Genomic DNA, 21,944 nt, shown 5'->3' on the forward strand with positions numbered 1-21,944 from the left:
TTTATCATATAAAAGTAAGGAAAATATGAATCTGTATTTCAAATAAAAACTCGCTCAGAACAGAGCGAGTTTTGATGTCAATTTTACAAAACAGATTTTTTTATGCTGTATTGAGGTTTCATGGGATTAGACATATCCAATACAATATCATATTGGCCATCTTCTGCTATTGGGAAATCATAGGCATTAAGAGCCACAGTCTTTCCATCACTATTTAAGCCAAGATTATATCCCCAATCATTATCGACTCTGAATTTTAAATTCCCTTTTTTGAGATGAAAGTTATTGAGGAAATAAAGATTAGGTTTTTGGGAATCTGTTTGCAGTGGAGTATCTTTTCCGTCCCAGCCGCCTGGCGTTGCATTTCCGATAATTCCCCATAGATAAGGACTTGTTGTTCTTGTTCCTGTTTTTATACTTCCATCACGGAGGGTTACCACTACAGAATTAATTTTTCCTGTTTCGTCCGGTTTAAAGATGAAGCTAAAATTTTCATCCAATTGAAATGAAGTATTACTGATAGGAAATAAAGAACATATTGGATTTCCTGTTTCCCTGAAAAGAACCTGACCATCTACAACTGTTACATAAAATTTAGAATCTCCTGTAGAATAAATACCTTCCAGCTTTTTTAGTTCCTGTGGATCAGTTTTTATAACAGTAGGAATTTTGTAAGGTTTATTGTATATAATATTTTCGACTATTGGGATGATGAGATCTGTATGTGATAAAATAGAATTTGACATGGCTATGAAACAAATATCATCATCCAGAACCCTGTAATAAATACTTCGATAGCCTGGCCCGCCGCCACCATGTCCAATTCTTTTTTTGCCATCAATACTAAAAACATCACTGCCTAATCCATAATGATCATTAAGGTAAGGGGTGAACATTTTTTCAATGGTTTCCTTTTTAAGAATGGCATTGTTTTTAAAAGATTCATTGAACTTGAAGAGGTCTTCCACCGTAGAATACATTGCTCCGGCAGCAAAAGGATGATCGGTTTTAAAAAGGAAAGCTTCGTTGGATGTGTTTTCTGACAAAAATTCATATCCTAAAGCTTTATTTTCATCGAAAACGTTGTTAAAATGAAACCCTGTATGGTTCATTTTCAGGGGTTTCAGGATATAATTTTCGATGGCTTTGTCATACTCCATTCCAGTGGCTTTTTTAATAATATATCCAAGAATATAATATCCGGAGTTGGAGTAGTCCCATTTTTTGCCCGGTGAAAAGGTTAATGGTTTTGCAGAAATGAATTTGATAAATGTTTCTTCATCTACCGTATTTTCCGAACCTGTTTCATTAGGGATTCCTGAGGTATGGGAAAGCAGGTTCGCAATGGTAATGCTATCTCCCTTTGGAAAGTTTGGGTAATATTTAGATAATTTATCGTTGACCGATAATTTTCCCTCTTCTTCCAGTTTGAGGATAACTGTTGCGGTGAACATTTTTGTGGTGGAGAAAATACGATAAAGGCTGTTATTCGTATTTTTTTCTTTTTTCGGGCCGTTTTTATAGCCATAACTTTTTTCAAAAATAATTTTTCCTTTCTCAGCGATAAGGATTGTTCCATTGAATTTACCTGCCTTATCATAGGCCGCTAATAGTTGTTCTATTTGCTTAGCTTTTTGTGAAAAAACAGGATTGACTGCCAATAATACAATAAGGCAGGTTAAAAGAGTTCTCATGTATTTTTTATTATAAGACAGTTGTTTCTGAGATAGTATTACATCGGATTGTAAGAAAAATGAATAGTTATTGTTTTGTTGTTTGCGTTAATAGTTCAAAACATAGCTGATCAATAGATTCATTGATTGAAGAAACATTGGAAAGAATAATGACGGCTGTTTGATCTTCTACATTAACCGTCATTGAAGAAGAATATCCACCGGTTCCACCATTGTGGAAAAAAACTTCCTTGTTGTTTTTGGTGGTAATAATATGCCAGCCTAAACCGATTTTTGTTTTTTCATTTACCGTAAATGTTGATTTTCTGGTTAAAGCTAATTCTTTATTTTTAGGATTAAATTGTGCATTTGCAAATTTTACAAGGTCTCCAGTCGTAGATAAAATACCACCTGCTCCGAAAAGGACATCCCAATCCCAGTTTGAGACAAGATCTCCATTGATATTACGTCCTTTGATAAGTGCATTATCCAAATTTAGAGAAGAGGTAAAAGACTGAGACATTCCATATTGATCAAAAACTGTTTTTTGCAATAAGTTTTGAAATGTAGTTTTTTGTGACAATCCTAGCGTATACCCTAATAATCCCACGCCCAGATTAGAGTAAGAAAATTTTTTAGTATCCTTATGTTCAATGATCATTAAGTTTTTAAGATAATCCTCAAGGTCTTTTGTATGATATTTTAAATAAGGGTTCTTCAGATCTGATAAATCCAGGTTTTCAGGCAAACGAGGAAGCCCGGAAGTATGATTGGCTAGCTCTTCAAAGCTGATCTTTCTATTGTCTTTAAAAGGAAATGAATAATATGAATTGATAGTATCTGTAAGCTTTATCTTGTTAGATTCTGTCAGAGAAGCGAGAACAGTAGAGGTAAATATTTTTGAAATAGAACCAATTTCAAAAATGTTATTTTGATTTTCAATAGGCTTTATCGAGTCATGATCTTTTATAATACCATAATAATCTGTTTTCCCTTTTTGAATGACTGCAATAGAAAGTTGAGTCTTTTCAGGAAATTTGACGGCTGTAGAATAAATAGTTGTCGCTATTTCTTTTGGATAGGAGGTAAGGGCATTGGTTATTTTTCCCGGATCTTCATAAGGTTTAATAAATAGACCGTTGATTTTATTTTGAGAATCTAAAGAAATATTAACCACCAGAATTCCTTTGTCAAATTGTGTTTTATAAGCTGCGTAAGTTGATTGTTGATAACTTATGAATTCTGTATTTTTCACATTTCCAACCTGAGTTTTCAGATCAGCGAAAAATTGTTTATTTTTTTCAATGGGCAATGATTGTTTCATTTCGGCAGAAAAGCTTTTAAAAATTTCATCATATTTTCCGGTATTAAAGTTCTTCCGAAATTGATTGACAATATGGGTGTAGTTTTCAGTCTGAGCAGTTAGATTATTGCTCAATATGATTAAAAATAAGATGTAAAATAGCTTTTTCATAGTGATCATTTTTGATTTTCTTTCTCGTTAATTTTGAATGTAACTGTTTTTCTGTAGGAAATAATATCATCGATATCTAAAGCTTTTTTAGGATAAGCAAATCCATTTTTAATTTTGAAATAAGGAGAAGGATAATACATCTTCTGACATATTTTATCACAACTCCCCAATGCTATTTTTATTATATCATCTTTGTTGATATCTATTGTTTTAAATTTTTTCTCATCATGAGATGGCTTTATTATTCCCAGCCACTTTCCGTTGACTTTATAAACCGGATCATAGATATATTTCTGATGGAAAAAATCACCGTTTTTATTTTTAGAAATGTACAGGATTACATTTTCATATTCTTCAAAACCCGGGCGACCATAATGATCATAGGCATTGAACTCAACAGTTTCTTTAGGAAGTCGGTTTATTAGATTTTTCATCACAGAATATTTGCAATGAAATGCATTATCCATTACATATGAGTGGTGTATAACAGTGAGCGTATCTCCTGTTTCCGGATCTACTTCTTTTGTTCTTCTTTTTTCCTGTTTTGTATTAGGATTAAATTCTTCAACGCTAATTTTTTTACCAATGAAAATATATAAATTTTCACTTTCCTTTATTTCCTGAGAAAAACTGAAAGCTGATATCATAATAAAAGCAGATAAAAGAATTTTAGTAAACATACGAGATAATATTTATATAGATTTTATCATTTTTTTTCTGATGAAAAGAATACTAAATAATCCGATCATCCACCATGGTTGAGACTTAAAAAGTATATATAAAAGATTAAGTCTGTCTACCATTTAAGAGGTTCAAAAGGAATTTTATTTTCAAGGCTTAATTTATTTTTTAATTTTTCAGCATAGGTATGCGCAAATTTTTCTTTTTCACTTTTGGGAAGACTGAAATAGAGATCCATTCTTTTTTCTTTTTCATCATCATCTTCGCTTTCGTGTCCGGGACGTTCTACAACTTCTAAATAATGAACATAATGCCCAAATTCATGAGGCAAAGTTCTGTAGAGCTGTGTGTTCCTTACCAACTCAGGCTTAAACTCAGCTGTGAATTTTTTTTTGGTTTCGGTAAAAATATGTCCGTCAGTCTTTAATCTTTCAAATTCCTGTTGATCTTCAATGCTTTGCTTTTTAGGCCAGGATAACTGTCTTTCCAGATCAATGGCATCTAAAATAATAGCCGGATAATATTCATCTTCAAATTCGTAGCTATAAATGAGTCTTCCCCAGACAGGTGAAAGGATTTCTTCTTTTCGTTTTGGCTGTCTGAGAATAATAAATTTCAATTCACCATAATCTTCGGAAGGAATCTGTTCAATAATTTTCTGAATATCATCAATAGAGCAGGAATGAATAGAATGTTTCCGGGTTTCCTCAACAATAAATAAAAATTCATGGTTGTTGATCACCCGTATTTCTTTTTTAGAATGGGTAAGCCGTTCGTAAAATGATTGTAGAGTTCCATAAGGTGAAGAAATTTTTAGCTTGTTATTCTGGCTGTAACCTTGATTTTCAGTTCCGATGTTTTTATTTCTTCTGGTAGGATTGTACATTTTAATAGTTATTTCGTCAATAAAAGTAAGTGAGGTTTAACTTCTAATACCACACTTTTTTTATTTTATCAGTAATTTCATCGGCTTCTTTTTCCGTAATCCAATCTACAATTCTTGTTTCTCCATTTCTGTCTGCCAATACAACAGAAGAGGTAGCACCTATCCATGAAAAATGATAGCGGACTCCGAATTTGTATTTTTCCATTCTAAGATCTATCGTTTTAATTTTTGTAATTTCTTGTTTATCAAATGTTTTTGGTTTTGTGAATAATTTATTTTTATACGTTATCGTGATAGAATCAGGTTCAATATTGAGAATCACTTTTCCAAAGGTATTCCATAGCCATACATAAAAGAATAGGATAAAAAATGCTATAAAGGGAATCACGTTTAAGATATAGCTCAATGCCGAAAGGAGATACGTTTTTTCTGCTGATCCCAAAGGAATTACAATTAAAATAATAAAAAGGAGTATAATTAAGGCTAAGGTTGTAATAAAGGTTACCAACCAATTAGTTCTGTTTTTTACTTTAATGATCGCAGACATTTCCATGAAGAATTACAGTTATTTCCTAAATGCTTTTTCATGAACAATTGGATTCATGGTTATTAACACAAAAGCGAGGCTATATTTTTTCAAAATATTTTCCTGTAAACTGGTATCGGATCTTTTTAGCGGTAACCTTAGAATCTGCCTGAATTAAAGGGAAACTGATAATTTTATTTTTAGGATCATATTGAATCTCGTAATCTCTGCCTTCATAATTTCTGTTGGCTGAAGCGGTAAGGTCTACCTCATATCCCAGTTGGTTTTTTATTCCACTTTGTGTTTTGATGAGTTGAGCCTTGTCATTCAATTGCCCATTGTCAATAGAAAAAACTTTCACATAATGATAGCTCATTCCCGAGCTCAGGATGGCTTTGTTTTGAGTAAGATAATATTTTTTGTTTTCCGAAATAATATCATTGATCTGATAGCAATAAGATCCCGGATCTCCTTCACTATCATGCTCTACTGCTTTGGAGTATGTTTTTCGGTCAGATTCATACTGAAAAACATTCTTAAAAAAATGCATGGTCCCTCCAGTCCAGGTATCCCATGAATAAATCCGGAATTTACCGTCTTCTGAAGTGGTCATTACCAATCCGTTTTTTTCAAGAGATTTGAAATCATGGCTTATGGTTTGAGGATGAGAAGAAGTGTATCGAACTAATAGCTTTTCAAATTTTGTATTGGCAGTAGCTAAAGAGTCATAAGAATTTTTATGATCCCTGCCTTCTGAAGACCAATAATTAATTTTTTGAAAGGTTTCATTAAGCTGTTGCTCAATAGCGGATATGTTTTGCCCAAACAAAAAATGAGCGATGAATATTCCTGTAAACCCAAGTATTTTCTTTGTTTTCATGGTATTAAATTTTGTTGGTTATGAAAATAATAGATTTTCAAAAAGTTAAGTGAACTTCTTATACAAAAGCTTTTACACTCCAATATAACTTAAGTGTTTAAAACTTTTGGCTAAAAAATTAAGTCTCAAGTGTTATTTTTTACATTTTAACTGAAATACATTTCCTTCAGGATCTGTTCCGTCACACAACCAGAAATCGTAGTTTTCAAAAGTTTTAATGGCTCTCATCTCAACTTTTTTTGACAACAATTCATTTCTTGCGGATTCAATATCTGTAGCTACTTCAAAAACGAGTTTGGTATTGTTATCGAATTGGTAACCAGTCTCTATTTTTTCAAGATATTGATCACCAATTTTATGAAGTCCTATGTTAACTGCTCCTGCGTTCATCAAAACCCAAATAGAATCTTCTTCAATTACTTTTAAATTAAAATTTTCAACATAAAAATTCTTAAGTAAAGTGATATTTTGTACATACAGGATGATAGAGTCTAATTTGATGTTCATGGTGAGATGTTATGGATGATAAATAAGTTGTACAACACCGGATTTAAAAACATTGGTTTCAATAAGTTTTAAATTTAATCTTTCTTTCAAATCTTCAAAAAGAGGCTTTCCGCTTCCTAAAGCAACAGGATGCACAGATATTCTGTAAACATCAATCAGGTTATTTTGAATGAACGTTTTAATAAGGCTAGCACCACCATATAGCCAAATATCTTTTCCACCTTGTCTTTTTATTTCTAAAACCTGTTCCACAAGATCGGAATGAATGAATGTTGCTTTTTCATCTTCCCTGTTTTGGCTTGAGAAGACAAATTTATTTTTTGAGTGAATGGTTTTCCAGAATTCCAGCTCTTCCGGCGCTGTATTTTCATCAGGCTGATAATTTCCCCATGCATCATAGCTTACCCGTCCATAAAAAATAGTGTCAATATTGGAGATAAAGCCCTCAAAATCCATGTCATCATCCATAATGCACCAATCGATTTCTCCGTTGGGGCCTTCAATAAATCCATCTAATGTCGTTGCTAAATCCAGGATAATTTTTTTCATGATAAGAATGAATGGTAAATAGGTATTAATATTTTTTCTAATAACAATGAAAGATAAGTATAATTTATTTTTCTAGAAAATCTTGGCAAACCAGCATCTTTATTGATTTTCTGTAACGCCTATCATCACTCCGAAATCTCCATCCGTCTGCATCCAGTTTTTTTCCGGAAGATACATTCTGGAAACATAGCCATCAAGATACAGTGCCTTTTTGCAGCCCAGTTCTTTAAAAAGCTGAGCAAAGCTATAGAAATTTACCTCTTTTTTAGACATCGCAAAAACAAGGTCTCCATTTTCCAGAATGCCAACACCATTCCTGATATTCAGGTTTTTAGAATCTTTTTGAAAGAGGGAATTTATTTTTCCATCAATTAAGAGCATAGGGCCGGATTGGGTGGCGTATTTGATTGATGTATTGTATTTATATTTTTTTGTTTCAGAAATTTCCGACTGATTGTTTTGGGTTAAATAAAAAATTCCATTAGGCTGAAGGTAGAAATTTCCGGAACCTTTTAATGTGTCTATGGGGTTCAGAATTTTGAAATTTTCAATATATAATCCTTTTGGTGTATTATTAGGGTCAAACATTCCTCCGTTCATGGCGAAAATTAATTTTTCATTGTTAGATTCCACTTCATTTTTGAGACTGCCAAGACTTTTCAGGATTTCATCATTACTGTTTTTCCAAAATAATCTTACGGTTTGCTTTTTAGGATTTACCTGATAGATGACAAAGTTACTTTTGTCCTGAATCTTTTCGCTGCAGGAGATCATGAGAAAGAGTAGAGGTATGAGAAAAGATTGTATCGTCATATAAATTTTCTGTGGGGTTTCAAAATAAGATTGAGAAAGCTTTTCTACTTTTTTCACGGATCAGTATCAAAAGTTGGAGATAATATTGTTTGTATTGATGGAATTTGACGCAAAGTTTTTAACATCTTATCTCATACTCTTAAGGGAGCAAAGAATGGAATCAATTTCATTGATTCTTTCTAAGCGAATGCATATCAACAAAGCTTCTTCAGTACCAAATTTAAATTTTTTAGCTTCCTAAAATAAAGCCTTTGAATTATTTTTCTTTGCGATTAAAAATAATCTTTTTCTTCGGCAAAAAAGTATAGATTTTGTACTGATCCCCAAGTTTTGCGAATGGTCCCTTTTACCCCTCTTTATTAATAAGCTTCCATTCTTTTTTTTGATACTGATACGTTAAAAATTCATTCTGAGCATTTGCAGAACCAAAGTTATACAAAACAGATATTTTTACGATGTTGTCAACATGATTGCTGAATGTAAGATAAATGGAGTGGGTGTTTTTTAGTGAAAAAGGCTTTCCAATATAGGGTTGATAAAAATATTTTTGTTTGTCAGTTCCTCCGTGAGTCGTTGATAGAATGTATTGATAAACTTCCTTATTGGGAATTCCCATTTTTTCATTGATGAAATAGACGGTGTTGTTCACTTCACCTCTCAATCGTTTGAAAATAATATTTTTATGAGTAATATCTCCCAATTGCTTAATTGTTTGGATATCCCAAAAATCATTTTCCCTATAATTAGGGTTGGTGATATTCAGATTATGATGGCATTCTTTCATGTAGTCAAAAACACAGCCTCCGGTAGTATTGATGATTCCAGTCATGATAATGATCAGGTTATCGGAAGGAATGTTATTCAGGTTAATATCTTTTAAGACAAGTTTACTTAATGTGCTGTAATCAATGTTATTTTTTTCTGCAGTGAGTTGATCATAGTATATTTTCCCTTCTTTATAAAATTCGGTACAGTCGGGGATACCCAATGTATCTTTTGGCTTTCTTTGTGCAGAAGAGAAGATACTGATCAATAAAAATAAGAAGGTAAGGGTTTTCATAGGTGCCCGGAAATTGTTAATCTACTTATTTTTTCAATAGGTTTACTTTTCTGCGAAGAAGCAAAATAATCATTAAAAATATAAGAACGACAATGATTGAAAAAAAGGCAGTCATTTTTAAACTTTTATTTTCACTGCGGATGTCAGAAAGTTCTTTCAGATGCCTTCCTATCATATTTTCAGTTACATTAATATCTTCATCAATAAGATCAACTGTTACTGTTGTTGGCCTTGGTGTTTTTAATTCAGTGAGGTAATCATGACTTAGTTGTTGCAATTCTTTTAATTCTTGTGGTGTGACCTGATCCAGTCTTTTTTGTACCAGGCAATGATCAGAATAGAGGAATCCGGTATCTTTACGAATGTAGGCGAATACCAAATATTTCCCTTTTTCGGAGAACAAAACATCACATGATTGAAGCTGAGAATGAAAAAGAGTAGCATTCTCATTATAGAAATTTTCATAAAAATCAGGTTTATATACCTTGCTGATTTTTACTTTACTCAATGTATTCTTGGACGTTTTATATCCATTCGGAACTTCTGAAACATCATAAACCTCACCGATAAAAACAAGAGTGGCACTATTAAAAGACTCTTTTATAGTAGGCTCATAGGCACATTTACAGGCCAAAATATGTAACGGAAGAAAAAAAGAAAGCAGGAGAAGTGTATATTTCATTACATTTTTTGGTTTACTGAGCATTTTTAAGCCCCATTTGCATATCCATAACCTTTTGTGGAGTATCTATGTGCTTTTCCAGGTCTTTTACTTCTAAACGGTTGGTTCTGCTTTTATACATAAACCCTTTGAAAAAATATTTTTCAACTTCAAGAGGGAATGTATCCGGATTTTTTTCCATTACAGAGCGGGTAAGATCATCAATCATTGTTTTTATTTCCTTCAACGAGTTTTGTAGTTGATCCTTCCATTCCTGTAAATCACTCAGAAAACCAACGATTTCCTCCTCTTTAATGTAGGCAAGCTTTGCAAGTTGCTTATCAATTTCCATGAAGGTCATTTCGTTCCAGTTTTTATTTTTTAACACTGGAATTTGCCATTTTTTCTGCTCTTCAACCCAATAATCTTTTGGGGTTTTTACCTGATGAATCTGAAACGACGGAAGTTCAATCGCTGTTAAATAATTTCCATGGCAGCTTCCTGTATCGATTCCATAGGTGTTGTTTAGGATTTTGGGATGATCTCCAACTACATGATGACCGTAGATAATAGGCTTTTCACCTTTATAAAATTCATTCCAGTAGGTGTTTTCGGGATATTTTTTCTCTAAATACCGATCTCCGGATGTGGTGCCGGATAAAACTTCTTCCTTTTGTTCTTGCAGTTTTTTATCATGTTCAAAAAAAGCATGAATGATGATGGCATCTTCTGTTTCGTAATAGTAATTCAGATTTTTTATCCAGTCAATAAATTCAGAATATTGTTCTCCGAATTGTATTTTTACAATTTCCTGAGCGTAGCTTAAAGTTCCGTTCAGATGTTTTCTTTCATGATTACCCATCAGAACGATAGAGTTCGGACGGTTTTTGAAATATTCGTAAACTTCTTTAGATTTATTGCCTCTATCAACGAGGTCTCCCAGGGAAATCAGCAGATCTTCGTCTTTTAAATTAATGTTTTTTGTCAGCGTTATGAGTTCATCATAACAACCGTGAATGTCTCCGATTACAAAGGTTCTCATGGTTTTGTTTATTGTTTTGCAAATATAATATCAATATATATTCCGATGGTATTATAAGTTTTAATTCTGAATTGGTGGGGAGATTCTATTTTATAATTTAAGCTAAAAACCATATCCTCCGAAAACAGTTCAAAAGATTCGGGTCCTAAAACATAAGGATATTGATAATTTTTTCCGTTTTTTAAATGTATTGTAAAGTTTTCCAGATCCAGATTAATATGATTGATCGAGCTGGTGGGGATATCCAGTAACTTTTCAAATTCTGTACTCTTCAGAAATTCCTGATTAATCGGATCGTTTAGATCAGCATCACTGCGAAGTTTTTTTTCCAGCTTTATGATTTTCCAGTTTCCGATAAGCTGATTTCTGTTTTTCTGAGCCTGTTCAAATTCGATGATGGTAGAATCGATATTCTCCGGCTGAAACTTTTCTTTGATAAACTTTCCGTAATATTCTTTCCCTTTTACTTCGATAGTGAGGCTGTCAATAAGCTTAATAGAATAGATATTTCCTTTAGCATCTGTAAACTGATTTTTCTGAATATCCAGGTTTTTATTAAGTACATAATTTTGCCCCCACCATGTAGTCTGAGCAAGCAATTTTCCATTTTTAAAATATAAAAACTCACGCCAATGATTGTTGTTTTTTACTTTTATAGAGTCGGAAACCCATTCTCCATTCAGAAAAGATAGGTCAGAATTTTTTTGGAAACAGGAAATCTGAAATATGGCGATGAAAAGAATGAGTACACTGGTTTTCATAGGTTATTATTTTTTTCAATGTACATCTATTTCTGTTATAAAATAAAAACCGTTCAAAACTTTTGAACGGTTTAGGTATTATATTTTTAGTTCTTTTTGGGGTATTTATTGAGTTTGCAGTCTTATCCAGTTTAGGATAAAAAGTAAAAGGAATATTCCTGCTATATAAAACTGTACTTTATTGACTTTTTTGGCTCCAAACTTCCAAACACAGATTCTGTCTATGATGATAATGAGAACCACAGGAATGAGTCCTAGTAATAAATAAAATCCTGCGAAACCATCTACTGCAGAAACACTGGTAAAGGCAGTATAGGAAAAAAATAATCCGATAATAAGGGATAATATCCCTAAAATAAGGAATAGAGTAATTTTACGGGTAGTTTTATGTGATGGCTGCATGATAGGTATTAATGAAATTCATCCTAAAATTATAATTTTTGCTCATAACCGTATTGTATAGCTGCTTCAAGGATTTCAATATTGATTTCTTTGAGATTTTTAAATTTTATACAATATCCTGTTATGTTTGCTTTTCCTATTTTGTCACCAAAGGTTTTGGCTAAGTAAGTTTTATCATCAATCCCCAAAATATAAACGGAAATACCAGTGGTATTGGCACTCATTCCTATTTGATAAAACTCCTTTGTTTTTCCATCAGCATATCGAATAGTGGATAACCCATATCCAATGTTAGGATTGGAAACTGTCTTTCCATCACTGTTTTTACCATCCAAAAACCACAATTTAGCATCTGGCATAAGCTTTTGGATGATTCGGTGAAGTTCTCCCATATCATCAGATTTAGATTTAGGCTGGCTGTTGATGTATTCTGAAATTTGTTCTTGAATGGTCATATCAATTTTGGTAATGAGGTCAATTTTGAAGGTGATATAATAACGAGATATTAGTCTAATAAGTTGTTATCGCGTAAATAATCAAAAATTATTTTATCAACCTCCGAGATTTTATCTTTGTCTGAATACTTAAGCCATTTCATTTCTTCAATTTCAGAATTTGTCTGTAATTCTCCGGAATATTCTCCCGAATAGCAGGTCATTTTTACAAGGATACCTTCATCGTGACTATGAGCCTGTGCTTCAAAAGTTCCTACATAATTAAGGGTTTCAGGATTTATGGTAACGCTTAATTCTTCACTAATTTCGCGAATCAGAGCCTGTTCATCTGTTTCTCCGGTTTCTCTTTTTCCTCCGGGAATATAATATTTGTCTTTTCCGTAGCTTTTTGTTGAGAGAATGGCTTTGTCTTTTAATTCTATCCAGGCAAGCTTGTCAATGATTTTGTTGGTCATTATAGTTTAATATATTTTTTTATTATTTACACAATTATTTTATAAATGTAAGGGTATTTCTTATTTCTTCCCCTTTTTCAAAATGGCTGTAATCGCATCCGAAATTTCAAATAGCTTTCCGTTATAATTATTCCCCAATAAAATAATAGTCGATTTTTCATTCAGGTCAGAAACTAAAAGAGCTTCATAGTTTCCGGCTCTTCCATCATGAGAATGTTCAACTAATTTTTTGTTTTTAAATTGAGCCTCTCCCAAAGAGGATTGAGTATCCGGCGAATTAAATTGTTGCCCCAATTCAAACAATGAATTTTCATTGATTAACTTTTTTGAATGAAGACAATTTACGAATTTTAGCAAATCTGTTGTCGTTAAGAAAGTGCCACCCACCAAAAAATCCGGTTTATCTTCTATTAATTTGTTATTAAATCCTTTAGCTACAAATTTTTCATTAATAATAGGTGTGATCTCAGACGAATTCATTTTACAAGGGTTGAAAATATTTTGGTTGACATACTCTTTGTAAGTCATTCCAGTAATCTTTTCAACAATAAACTGCCTTAGAAAAACATTGTTCATGTTGTAATCGTATTGAGTTCCCGGAACAAAATCAAGTTTATCGATTAATTTTAAATCATCAAAAACATCCTGATTACTTTTAATTTTTTTCCAGTTGACATTGGGAAGTCCACTTGTGTATTGTAATACATCTTTTATAGTCACTTCATGAGCCCATTGAGGTAATTCAGGAATATATTTTGAAATATGATCCTCAATTTTTAATTTGCCTTGCTCTTGCAATTGCAATAAGGCTACGCCACTCAATTCTTTGGTAATAGATCCAATATTGAATCTGTAATCAGGGGAAAGCTTTTTCGTTTTTGTTGCATCAGTAAAACCAAAGGAAGCGTTGTAAATGATTTTATTATTTTTCGAAACTAAAATATTTCCATTAAAAACTCCGGATTGATTTGCGGATCTCATTAAAGAGTCTATTTGTGCGACTTGCTTTTTCTGGGCAAATACAGAATTGGAGAGAAATAAAAAAATGGTAATTAATAAGGAGATCTGTTTGTGATAGAGCATATTGGGTTTTTGTTGATTTATTAGTTTTGTCTTGTCTTGTCTTGTAAAAGGTGATGTTTTATCTGAATATATCAAGAACATCAATAAATTTCTTTAGGACAGATTTATTTATTCTTTTGTCCGGGCAGTTTTCATAGCAGTCCAATAATGTTTTTTTCATTTTTTATTTCTGATAAATGGTGATGGGTATATTGGTTCTTAATCCCCATGCGTTTGCTGAGCTGTTCTCTTTATTAAAAAGTAATCTTTCATCAATTTTAGAAATGAATTTTTCCCAGCCGTGCATAGAGTCATTGATGATTATTTTTCCGAAGAAGGTTTCAATCAATAATTCTGTATGAATGTTTTCCAAAACAGAAGTTTTCTGTACGGTTATTCTAAGGATTTCATACCATTCAATCATGGTAATGAAATCGTTGTTCCAAATATAGAAACCGGTTTCAGTATACTCGAAGATTCCATCGTCTTCCGATGTCTTTAGCAGAGTTTTATGCTTACGTTTATTTTTATCCGGATTTTTATCTGCGTTTTTCACGATCAATGCAAATAATGAACACCCCAAAAAGTAGAAACACAACCATATAAGGATGCTTTTCTCAACCTTAAAGATGAGGATCGTAAAAATAACGAGTAAAACAGTATTTAGTAGAATTAATTTTTTGGTTAAAGTCATATGCTTAATTATTGACTATTATTAAGTTTCCCAGTGCTTTTAAAATGGTAAAACTATACAAGAATCCGTATTTTTTCTTAAAGATTTCCATAGATTACAATATACTCTGAATATATTAATTTATCATTGAGCCATTCAATCAACTCAGCTTTAAATTGTGCGGTTTTCAATTCATCTGTTTTCATTTGGCTTATTCTATCGATAATTATTCTACAGGTATTTCTGTCAAAATAATTATGTCCGCAAGTATCAAAACCATCCTCCATATACCCGTTCCAAGGGTTTATCAAAGGGAACACAGCCTTAAATTCATTGATGACATAATCAAAATCGGCGGTAGGAATGAAAGCATCGTTTCGCTTGACTGTTTTATAGTGCTCACCATCTTTATTTTCTGGCCATAGAATAAATCCAATTTCATTTCTTGGCGAAGGATTATCCCTTGTCGTGATAATTATGGGTTTTGAATTGATTTTTTCAATCGCCTTTGTAATATCATATTGGCAGAGTTCATAATTTTCTTTTGCTGTATCAAGATCACATGCTGTTGAAACACTGATCTCACTTATGTTATTATTGTGAAATTCTTGTTCACTGGCATTGATATCACCATTATTTTTCTTCAGCAGTTGTATGGCAACACTTAATGGAATTGTAATTTTATTTCGTAGTAATTTTATTTTCTCACTGTCCATTCGATTGTGTTATTGCTTTTTGAATTCGAGATTTTTCCAATATTAGTTTTATTTCTTCTTGATGGAAAGAATCGAGCCACCGTAAGGGCTATCCCCCAGACTAGAAATCCTATTAAAATACTGAATAGATAAGCATTTGAAGACGAGAAATTAAAAACTGCTGGTCGCCCAAGTCCATTAAAAATAAGGATACCCAAATAAATGATATTATAAATTAGGGTAGAAGTAGCAAATGTAACGGACTTTTTAATTTTAATAATGAGTACAATGAGGAGTGCCGCCACTAAAGAAATTCCAGCTGCAATCATAAGGCCGAATGGCATCATTCCAAATTGACCTCCCGGCAGACGGGCAATGTCAATATAGCCGATAAAAATCAAAATATTGAGTAGAGCCATTAGAAAATAACTTTCCAGTATTTTTTCTATTTGTTTCATCTGATTTTGGATTCGGGTTGTGTTTTATTTTTTATAGTGTTAGTATTGATCAATATAGCAATACTCGAATTGAGCTTATTAGTTTTGTTTTTGTAAATTTAATTAAAATAGTTTGTCTTTTTTCGAAAATAAAATGAACACTCCTGTTTTGAAGAAAAAAATACCACTCTGTAAAACAGAATGGTATCCTTAAAATTTATTTTTCTTCCATTATCTTATCTTTTTCCTTTTGGAATTCTTCTTCGGACAGAACACCTGAATCTTTTAATTCTTTAATCTTTTTCAGCTTGTCATATTTTGTTTCTGAATTTAGATTTTGAGATTTTTCTTTAGAGAGAAATTCTGCAGGAATGATTAACTCACCAGATTTAATGGCATTCTCAAGATCAATTTCATAGTTCATAAGGCCACTTCCTATTTTAGCGTAATACACAAAACCATTTCGTTTACTGCCTCTGGGCATGATCTTTTTTACCTTGAAAGTCAGTCCTGAATTACTTCTTTTAAAGGAGTTTGCCTGATTAGCCAATCCCTGATAACCTGTTGTTGAGGTATAATTGAACATTGAAGAGGCATTGGTTCTGATAAATTTAAAATCACCATCATTCATAGAGCCTGTCCCGATTTTTAAGTCTAACCCTTCGTATACTTTAAATCCTGTAGAGGTTGTTAAGGTATCGTTCTCAAATGTTGGAGCTGTTTGAGCAAAAGAAACCCCAAAAACTAAAAGGGTCAATAGAAATACTAGTCTTTTCATTGTTTTATTTTTTAATAATCAAATTGATCGTCAAAAGTAAAACAAGCTGTGGGAGCTACCTTACGGGAATCCTTATCTGTAAATAAATTATATCAATACAAAATATCAGCATCCGAATCTATAAGAAATAAGGCTTCAGAAAAAGTATCTGCAATCCATTCCGGTGTTTCATCATAATTTTTAAAAACTCCTTTTTTTCCTTTCATAAAGCCCATCTGAATTGAATTGATCAAATAGTCGGCAAATACAATGAAGTTCTTATCTGTTTGGTTATGATATTCTTCCTGAATTCTTGCTAAAGGCCAGATTGAAAACATATTCCTTGTCCAATCCCAATCCAGAAAGCCGTCCAATTGTAAATAAAATTCTTTAAAATCATCAGGAAACGGGAAGTTGATCATTTCTTCTGTTGCTTTAATGGACTCTTCTGTTGCAGGCGGGCTCAATTTTATGTTTTGATTCGCCCATGTTTCTTTAATCTTCTCGATCTTAATAATAATCATTCCAATGATATCGACTAGAATTGATAATAATTTATTTTCTATTTAAAATAAAGGTTCTCCGTTGAGATCTGTTGTAAGGACTTCACTCATGTAATCAAAGAATGGACGCATGGCAAGCAACGTTTGTACGACTTCCTTTTGGAAATTTTCTGAGAAAACTTCTTGATCAGTAAATTTTCGCATGACGATGTATTGTTTTTTTCTGATAAGCTCTATAGCCGGATGATTTTTATCAAAACCTCGTGGAGCTGTTTTTACAGAATCCCCTTTGAGTTCTCCGAAATAGTTGATAAAGGTTTTATCAGAAGTAATCTTTTCGATTTCTTGTGTACCAAGTTCAAATTCCTGGCGGATGCGGAGTAAATCTTTGGTTTCAGGTCCCCAAAATCCACCGCCTACAAAACTGTTTCCAGGTTCTAGCTGAATATAATATCCACCTCTCAGCATTGGTTTTGAACGAGAATACCCCACACCAAAATTGGTTTTATAAGGCGTTTGATCCTTGGAAAAACGAACATCTCTGTAAATCCTGAAAATATGAATTCCTTTTAATTTGTCATATTCCTGAAGTTCAGTATAGATCTGGTTAAAAAATACTTTGTTTTCTTTTACGACCAAATCATATTCAGATTTGTGACTGGCAAACCAGTCCCGATTGTTGTTCTTTGTTAATTGGGTAAGAAACTCAAATGTTTTTTTCATAATGTTATATGCAGAGACACTTTTTAGTTTTGAAAATATTGATTTCAAAGTTAAAAACCTTTTATTACTTTATCTGTATTGTTATGAGTTAAATGTAAATATTTTTAACCTATAGTTTTTTGTAAGATTGTAGATCACAGAAAGAGTATTGGCGAAGAACTGTCTTCTCTTTCAAGGGTATTGAATTAATTCTTAGAAACTTTAAATTCTTTTTTCCAAACCAGATCTATGATCAATCCTAAAATGACAAACCCAATACTTGAGTAAGGAAAACTTGTAATCGCTTCAAAAATGAGTTGACCATCACTTTTGAAATTCAAAAATAGAGCCCAGTATATATAAAATCCTAGTGGATGAATAATAAAATAGAAAATAAACATGGCCAGAACTATTTCAGCCCATTTTAAATGAAGCCCTTTGTTAGCAATGTTTTGGGCTGCTTTTAATGTTAGGAAAAGGAATAGGATTAAGAGTAAAACAAAAATTAAAATTGTTACTTTTCCTACATTCCCATATGGATCTTTGTTTACAAAATTTTCTGCTATTAATTCTATTAGGCTTGCAGGTATAATCGTAAAAATAGGAACAATGTAAGTGAATGTTAGTAAAAAAGAGAGCACACTAAAAATCAGTCCGATTTTTAGTCCTAAATAGGTATTGTTCGCCTCGGTTTTCATCATATTATACAGTATTGGAGTGTGAACAACATTGAATGGAAAGCTCTATTTCGATCACATGGAGTTTATAACCCTGTTATGAACTAAAATACAAAAAATGAATCGATAAATGCGGAAGAATTTTGAATACTATACTTTATTCGATGATTACCCATATGATCCTGTGAAATATATTTTCATTAAGTTTTTAAAGCATTTTTTACCACTTCAGGTAAACCCTCTTTATTTTGTACCCTTTCGTAATATTTTTGAGATTTTTTGATCAATTTCTCATTTGAATTTTTTATTCCGATTTGCTTCAGACTTAATGCATAGCATCCATTAAAAGTATCATCCTTTTTAAAGTTGGATTCTGCCTTTTCAAAATAAGGAATAGCCTCTTCATATTTTTCATTTAATGTTAACAATACCGCTTTGAGGCATTGAGTATCTTTGTTTGGTGTATTGTATTTACTTTCGGCAATATTTATATTTTCGAGTCCGTTTTTATAATCTTCTATAAATAAAGAGGTAAGCCCAATTCCATAATACCCTTCAGGACTTTCAGGAAAATATTCTGTCATTTCCTTGAATTTCTTTCTTGAAAAACTCATTCTTCCGACTTTCATAGCGAGAGTGGCAAGATTCTGTTTAAATTCTATGGATCTGTTTTGAGCAAGGCTGTCTGCCGCATGATAGAAAATAACCGCTTTATCCTCTTCATTGCTCAGTCTTAAAGTATAACCGGCCCAAAAATAGGCATCACAAAAATCGTTATCCTTTTCTATAACTTCTGCAAAGATGTTGAAAGCAGCACCAAGATATAACTTCTGTTGAACAGCTCTTATTCCCAAAGGATATATTTTATTGACTCTTTCATTATCCGGTTTTTTACAATAGGTTCTTTTTCCTAAAAAATAATCGGTTTGATTTTGCTGAGCCTGAATGTTTATCAGACACAACAGGACTGATAAAAGCAATATGATTTGTTTCATGGATAAGTTTTTTGTCAAAAGAAGAATATAGGCTACATAAGATAAAGGTGAAACTTGATTTCAATTTTTTGACCCCATATTACCGATATTTTTCGCGAACTAAACTAAGAAAAAAATGTGAACAAGTAATGGAATGTTTTTAAAGAGACATTTTTATTTGCACAAAGTCACGATACTTTTTGCCGTGAGAATTTCATAAAACAGAGGTCTGTATATATTTTACCTTATTGTTAATTCGTGATGGGTGATGAGTTGATTTGCATTTTTTAAAATAATTCCACGGGTATGCTTTTCTGCTCCCAGTTTTTTCTCAATATAATTTTTAAGTTTCCTTTGATCAGAGCGAATGAGTTTCCAGTCTAATTGATGAGCTTCTTTTTCGTGATCCGGATTTATGAAGTCTTTTGCTAGAGCCCCTTTTTCATTAAATCCCATACACTGTGATGCATTGAGAAACCCATTTTCTATTCCGCCGAAATATAGCCTTTGTATTCCCCAGCCTGCACTTGCATATCGAAACGTGTGTCCATTACAATATTGAGGATCTAATGTTACTTTTTGAACGATATTTTTTGTTTTATCCAACGGATTCCAAAGTCCAAATGTAACATTATACTGTTTGCCGTTTTCCAAATCGAATTTTTCCGAAATTTCAGCAGTCGAAAAATACTGTTGTAGTTCTTCTCCAAATTCAGAATAATGATCAAAAACCAGGTAGTTAGTTTCAGAAAATATAAAATCCAATAGTAATTTTTTATCTTCAATGGTTCCGAAAAAATCTGTTTGCATACTGTTGTATTGTTGGTAATATTCAAATTTACATATTGTCCTAATAATATCTACACACAACTATGTTACCATTATTTTATTTTTTCGGGATGTTTTTTATACCATTTGTATAAAGCTAAGCTTAATAATAGAGGCATAATGATTCTATCCGTAATTAAGAAAAAGAATAATCTAATGATGTTGAACTCTGAAAGTATATCTATGAGTAATAAATAAGGATATTTAATAAAAATATTAAAAGGCTCATAGCTTGGAGCAGAGTTGTCTTCACCATTAAGGAGATTTTTTAATCTATCGATCGTATTATGAGCAACGATTTTGTCTTTTTCATCTATGTAATAATATTTTATGTATCCAACAAAAAAGTTAATATGATAAACAATGAAAATGATTGCTAATGATGCTATTATCAATTTCCCAAGTTTTAATTCCTTACTTTCAAGTATTATTTTTTTTAGTGCAAAGTAGAGGGTCAAAATATAACTAAGCATTAATCCATACCAGTAAATGGAAAATAATAAAGCATTCTCTTTTGAAAAGTTTCCTAAATGGAAATAGCGGTAAAAGAAAATGAAAAATTGAGTTAAAAGAAATAAGACTAGCGAAAAGAGAATTACATTTTTGATGTAGATTTTATGTTTCATTTGCATAGTGTGCTCTAGGGCAGAGTTATTAGTTTAATGTTATTGGGCAGTAAATTTAAATAAAATTAGTTTTAATAAGACCTGATTCATTTTACTGACTTAAGAGAATCTTACCTATGGTTCTTAACTTAATCTGATGATACTAATTTGATTTTTTAATTGTCATCCATGGTTTCCTTTTCTTTCAGTTGTTACTTTTACCAAAATTTCCACCACTTATCTTTAGGTCTAATGGGAGTAGGTTTTGATGTGTTACTAGCTTCAGTTGTATTTTCTTCTTTTTGAGAATTATCAGAACTATCTAGTTTAAATTGGGCTATTAAGTTCAAGTAATCATCTTGAGCTATAATGTCTATGACAAATTGTTTTTCATCTATTTTAGTCAGTAAATTAAAATTTTCTTTGATGAACTTTTCGTAAGGGATTTTAGCAAAATCTTGTTCATGGCGTAAAATGATAAAATCAGCAGGTTTGATGAGTTGACGAAAGCCGCTTTGGATCAGCAAAAAAGTCCAATTTTCTAGAGACTTATCGTCATTTTCCATTTCCATTTTTGTAGGAAATTCAATTTTTTCAAATTCGGATTCTAAATATTGATTTCTTTTAATTCCATTTATAATTCTATCTGCCAGGATATCGATGGAAGGATTATCTTCAGAATATTCCTTCAAAATTTCTTTTCCAAAATAAAATGGAATGTTATACCCGTTTAAAATAATAGATGAATCGGGATTTTTTTCTATTAAGCTTTTCAAAACCTCAATACTTAGGGTTTTATTTTGCTTAGCCCATTCTAAATTAAAATGGCTGGGGAAATCTTCGATTGTATAATTGCCTTTGTCTGTTTCAATTTCGGAATTATTCAACTTAGCCAGAGCTAAAGCTAATTTTGATGCTAAAAAATAATCCTCACCTGAACAGCCTGTATTTATTTCAACCCAATACTTATTTTCTTTGTCTTTCAAATTTACCCCACGTGTAGAAAATTGAGGAAGAAAGAATGTAGAATGGGTATTCATATCATGATGAATATCAATAGTGGGATGATATTTAATTTCATCAATTTGGAAATCAACTATATCAAAAACATCTTTATAAGTAAGGTTATTCTTTTTATTAATTTGAAAATTATAACTCATGGTTAAGGTATCGTTTTATTAATTATTTTCCAGGGATACTAAAGTT

General features: G+C 31.9%; 28 protein-coding genes. All 28 read right to left on the bottom strand.

The window, feature by feature from the left end:
• Positions 1-83: 83 nt before the first annotated feature.
• A complete protein-coding gene (locus tag QWZ06_RS02910) occupies positions 84-1,694 on the bottom strand; it encodes a serine hydrolase (protein WP_290295622.1) in 1,611 nt (536 codons plus the stop codon).
• Between the two features lie 67 nt (positions 1,695-1,761).
• Positions 1,762-3,147 (bottom strand): serine hydrolase domain-containing protein, encoded by a 1,386-nt coding sequence (locus QWZ06_RS02915; protein WP_290295623.1) that lies wholly within the window; start codon positions 3,145-3,147, stop codon positions 1,762-1,764.
• A gap of 5 nt (positions 3,148-3,152) precedes the next feature.
• Positions 3,153-3,827 carry a hypothetical protein gene (locus tag QWZ06_RS02920; RefSeq protein WP_290295624.1) on the bottom strand — a complete coding sequence of 225 codons (675 nt, stop codon included), beginning with the start codon at positions 3,825-3,827 and terminating at the stop codon, positions 3,153-3,155.
• 116 nt (positions 3,828-3,943) lie between these two features.
• A complete protein-coding gene (locus QWZ06_RS02925; protein ID WP_290295625.1) occupies positions 3,944-4,714 on the bottom strand; it encodes a hypothetical protein in 771 nt (256 codons plus the stop codon).
• A gap of 43 nt (positions 4,715-4,757) precedes the next feature.
• The gene (locus tag QWZ06_RS02930) at positions 4,758-5,267 is read right to left on the bottom strand and encodes a hypothetical protein (protein ID WP_290295626.1); all 510 of its coding nucleotides are present in this window, start codon (positions 5,265-5,267) and stop codon (positions 4,758-4,760) included.
• 73 nt (positions 5,268-5,340) lie between these two features.
• Positions 5,341-6,120 (bottom strand): helix-turn-helix domain-containing protein, encoded by a 780-nt coding sequence (locus QWZ06_RS02935; protein WP_290295627.1) that lies wholly within the window; start codon positions 6,118-6,120, stop codon positions 5,341-5,343.
• A gap of 132 nt (positions 6,121-6,252) precedes the next feature.
• Positions 6,253-6,627 carry a VOC family protein gene (locus tag QWZ06_RS02940; protein WP_290295628.1) on the bottom strand — a complete coding sequence of 125 codons (375 nt, stop codon included), beginning with the start codon at positions 6,625-6,627 and terminating at the stop codon, positions 6,253-6,255.
• A gap of 9 nt (positions 6,628-6,636) precedes the next feature.
• The gene (locus QWZ06_RS02945) at positions 6,637-7,176 is read right to left on the bottom strand and encodes a dihydrofolate reductase family protein (protein WP_290295629.1); all 540 of its coding nucleotides are present in this window, start codon (positions 7,174-7,176) and stop codon (positions 6,637-6,639) included.
• Between the two features lie 99 nt (positions 7,177-7,275).
• Positions 7,276-8,046, bottom strand: a complete 771-nt coding sequence (locus QWZ06_RS02950; RefSeq protein WP_290295630.1) for a phosphodiester glycosidase family protein — start codon at positions 8,044-8,046, stop codon at positions 7,276-7,278.
• Between the two features lie 289 nt (positions 8,047-8,335).
• Positions 8,336-9,049 (bottom strand): hypothetical protein, encoded by a 714-nt coding sequence (locus QWZ06_RS02955; protein WP_290295631.1) that lies wholly within the window; start codon positions 9,047-9,049, stop codon positions 8,336-8,338.
• 25 nt (positions 9,050-9,074) lie between these two features.
• Entirely contained in the window at positions 9,075-9,731 is a 657-nt protein-coding gene (locus QWZ06_RS02960) for a hypothetical protein (protein WP_290295632.1), read from the bottom strand.
• Positions 9,732-9,744: 13 nt separating this feature from the next.
• Positions 9,745-10,752, bottom strand: coding sequence for a metallophosphoesterase (locus QWZ06_RS02965; protein ID WP_290295633.1), 1,008 nt, complete (start codon positions 10,750-10,752; stop codon positions 9,745-9,747).
• 8 nt (positions 10,753-10,760) lie between these two features.
• Positions 10,761-11,513 carry a hypothetical protein gene (locus QWZ06_RS02970; RefSeq protein WP_290295634.1) on the bottom strand — a complete coding sequence of 251 codons (753 nt, stop codon included), beginning with the start codon at positions 11,511-11,513 and terminating at the stop codon, positions 10,761-10,763.
• A 105-nt stretch (positions 11,514-11,618) separates the two neighbouring features.
• The gene (locus QWZ06_RS02975; RefSeq protein WP_290295635.1) at positions 11,619-11,915 is read right to left on the bottom strand and encodes a hypothetical protein; all 297 of its coding nucleotides are present in this window, start codon (positions 11,913-11,915) and stop codon (positions 11,619-11,621) included.
• 29 nt (positions 11,916-11,944) lie between these two features.
• Positions 11,945-12,370, bottom strand: coding sequence for a DUF1801 domain-containing protein (locus QWZ06_RS02980; RefSeq protein ID WP_290295636.1), 426 nt, complete (start codon positions 12,368-12,370; stop codon positions 11,945-11,947).
• Between the two features lie 50 nt (positions 12,371-12,420).
• Positions 12,421-12,825: an NUDIX hydrolase gene (locus QWZ06_RS02985; RefSeq protein ID WP_290295637.1), complete on the bottom strand. Its 405-nt coding sequence runs from the start codon at positions 12,823-12,825 to the stop codon at positions 12,421-12,423.
• A 60-nt stretch (positions 12,826-12,885) separates the two neighbouring features.
• Positions 12,886-13,908: a serine hydrolase domain-containing protein gene (locus QWZ06_RS02990; protein ID WP_290295638.1), complete on the bottom strand. Its 1,023-nt coding sequence runs from the start codon at positions 13,906-13,908 to the stop codon at positions 12,886-12,888.
• A gap of 163 nt (positions 13,909-14,071) precedes the next feature.
• Positions 14,072-14,581: a hypothetical protein gene (locus tag QWZ06_RS02995; protein ID WP_290295639.1), complete on the bottom strand. Its 510-nt coding sequence runs from the start codon at positions 14,579-14,581 to the stop codon at positions 14,072-14,074.
• A gap of 77 nt (positions 14,582-14,658) precedes the next feature.
• Positions 14,659-15,276, bottom strand: coding sequence for a hypothetical protein (locus QWZ06_RS03000; RefSeq protein ID WP_290295640.1), 618 nt, complete (start codon positions 15,274-15,276; stop codon positions 14,659-14,661).
• Entirely contained in the window at positions 15,258-15,713 is a 456-nt protein-coding gene (locus tag QWZ06_RS03005) for a hypothetical protein (protein WP_290295641.1), read from the bottom strand. The genes QWZ06_RS03000 and QWZ06_RS03005 overlap by 19 nt, the downstream gene beginning before the upstream one ends.
• Before the next feature lie 196 nt (positions 15,714-15,909).
• Entirely contained in the window at positions 15,910-16,470 is a 561-nt protein-coding gene (locus QWZ06_RS03010; RefSeq protein WP_290295642.1) for an SHOCT domain-containing protein, read from the bottom strand.
• 92 nt (positions 16,471-16,562) lie between these two features.
• Entirely contained in the window at positions 16,563-16,973 is a 411-nt protein-coding gene (locus QWZ06_RS03015) for an SMI1/KNR4 family protein (protein WP_290295643.1), read from the bottom strand.
• Between the two features lie 42 nt (positions 16,974-17,015).
• Positions 17,016-17,675: a DUF2461 domain-containing protein gene (locus QWZ06_RS03020; protein ID WP_290295644.1), complete on the bottom strand. Its 660-nt coding sequence runs from the start codon at positions 17,673-17,675 to the stop codon at positions 17,016-17,018.
• A 185-nt stretch (positions 17,676-17,860) separates the two neighbouring features.
• Positions 17,861-18,355, bottom strand: a complete 495-nt coding sequence (locus QWZ06_RS03025; protein ID WP_290295645.1) for a hypothetical protein — start codon at positions 18,353-18,355, stop codon at positions 17,861-17,863.
• Positions 18,356-18,531: 176 nt separating this feature from the next.
• The gene (locus QWZ06_RS03030) at positions 18,532-19,326 is read right to left on the bottom strand and encodes a tetratricopeptide repeat protein (RefSeq protein ID WP_290295646.1); all 795 of its coding nucleotides are present in this window, start codon (positions 19,324-19,326) and stop codon (positions 18,532-18,534) included.
• Positions 19,327-19,545: 219 nt separating this feature from the next.
• Positions 19,546-20,115 (bottom strand): hypothetical protein, encoded by a 570-nt coding sequence (locus QWZ06_RS03035; protein WP_290295647.1) that lies wholly within the window; start codon positions 20,113-20,115, stop codon positions 19,546-19,548.
• 71 nt (positions 20,116-20,186) lie between these two features.
• Positions 20,187-20,759, bottom strand: coding sequence for a hypothetical protein (locus QWZ06_RS03040; RefSeq protein ID WP_290295648.1), 573 nt, complete (start codon positions 20,757-20,759; stop codon positions 20,187-20,189).
• Between the two features lie 197 nt (positions 20,760-20,956).
• Positions 20,957-21,898, bottom strand: a complete 942-nt coding sequence (locus tag QWZ06_RS03045) for a DUF4299 family protein (protein ID WP_290295649.1) — start codon at positions 21,896-21,898, stop codon at positions 20,957-20,959.
• Between the last annotated feature and the right edge of the window lie 46 nt (positions 21,899-21,944).

This window comes from Chryseobacterium tructae (assembly GCF_030409875.1).
In the GTDB taxonomy this organism is placed as follows: Bacteria; Bacteroidota; Bacteroidia; order Flavobacteriales; family Weeksellaceae; genus Chryseobacterium; species Chryseobacterium tructae.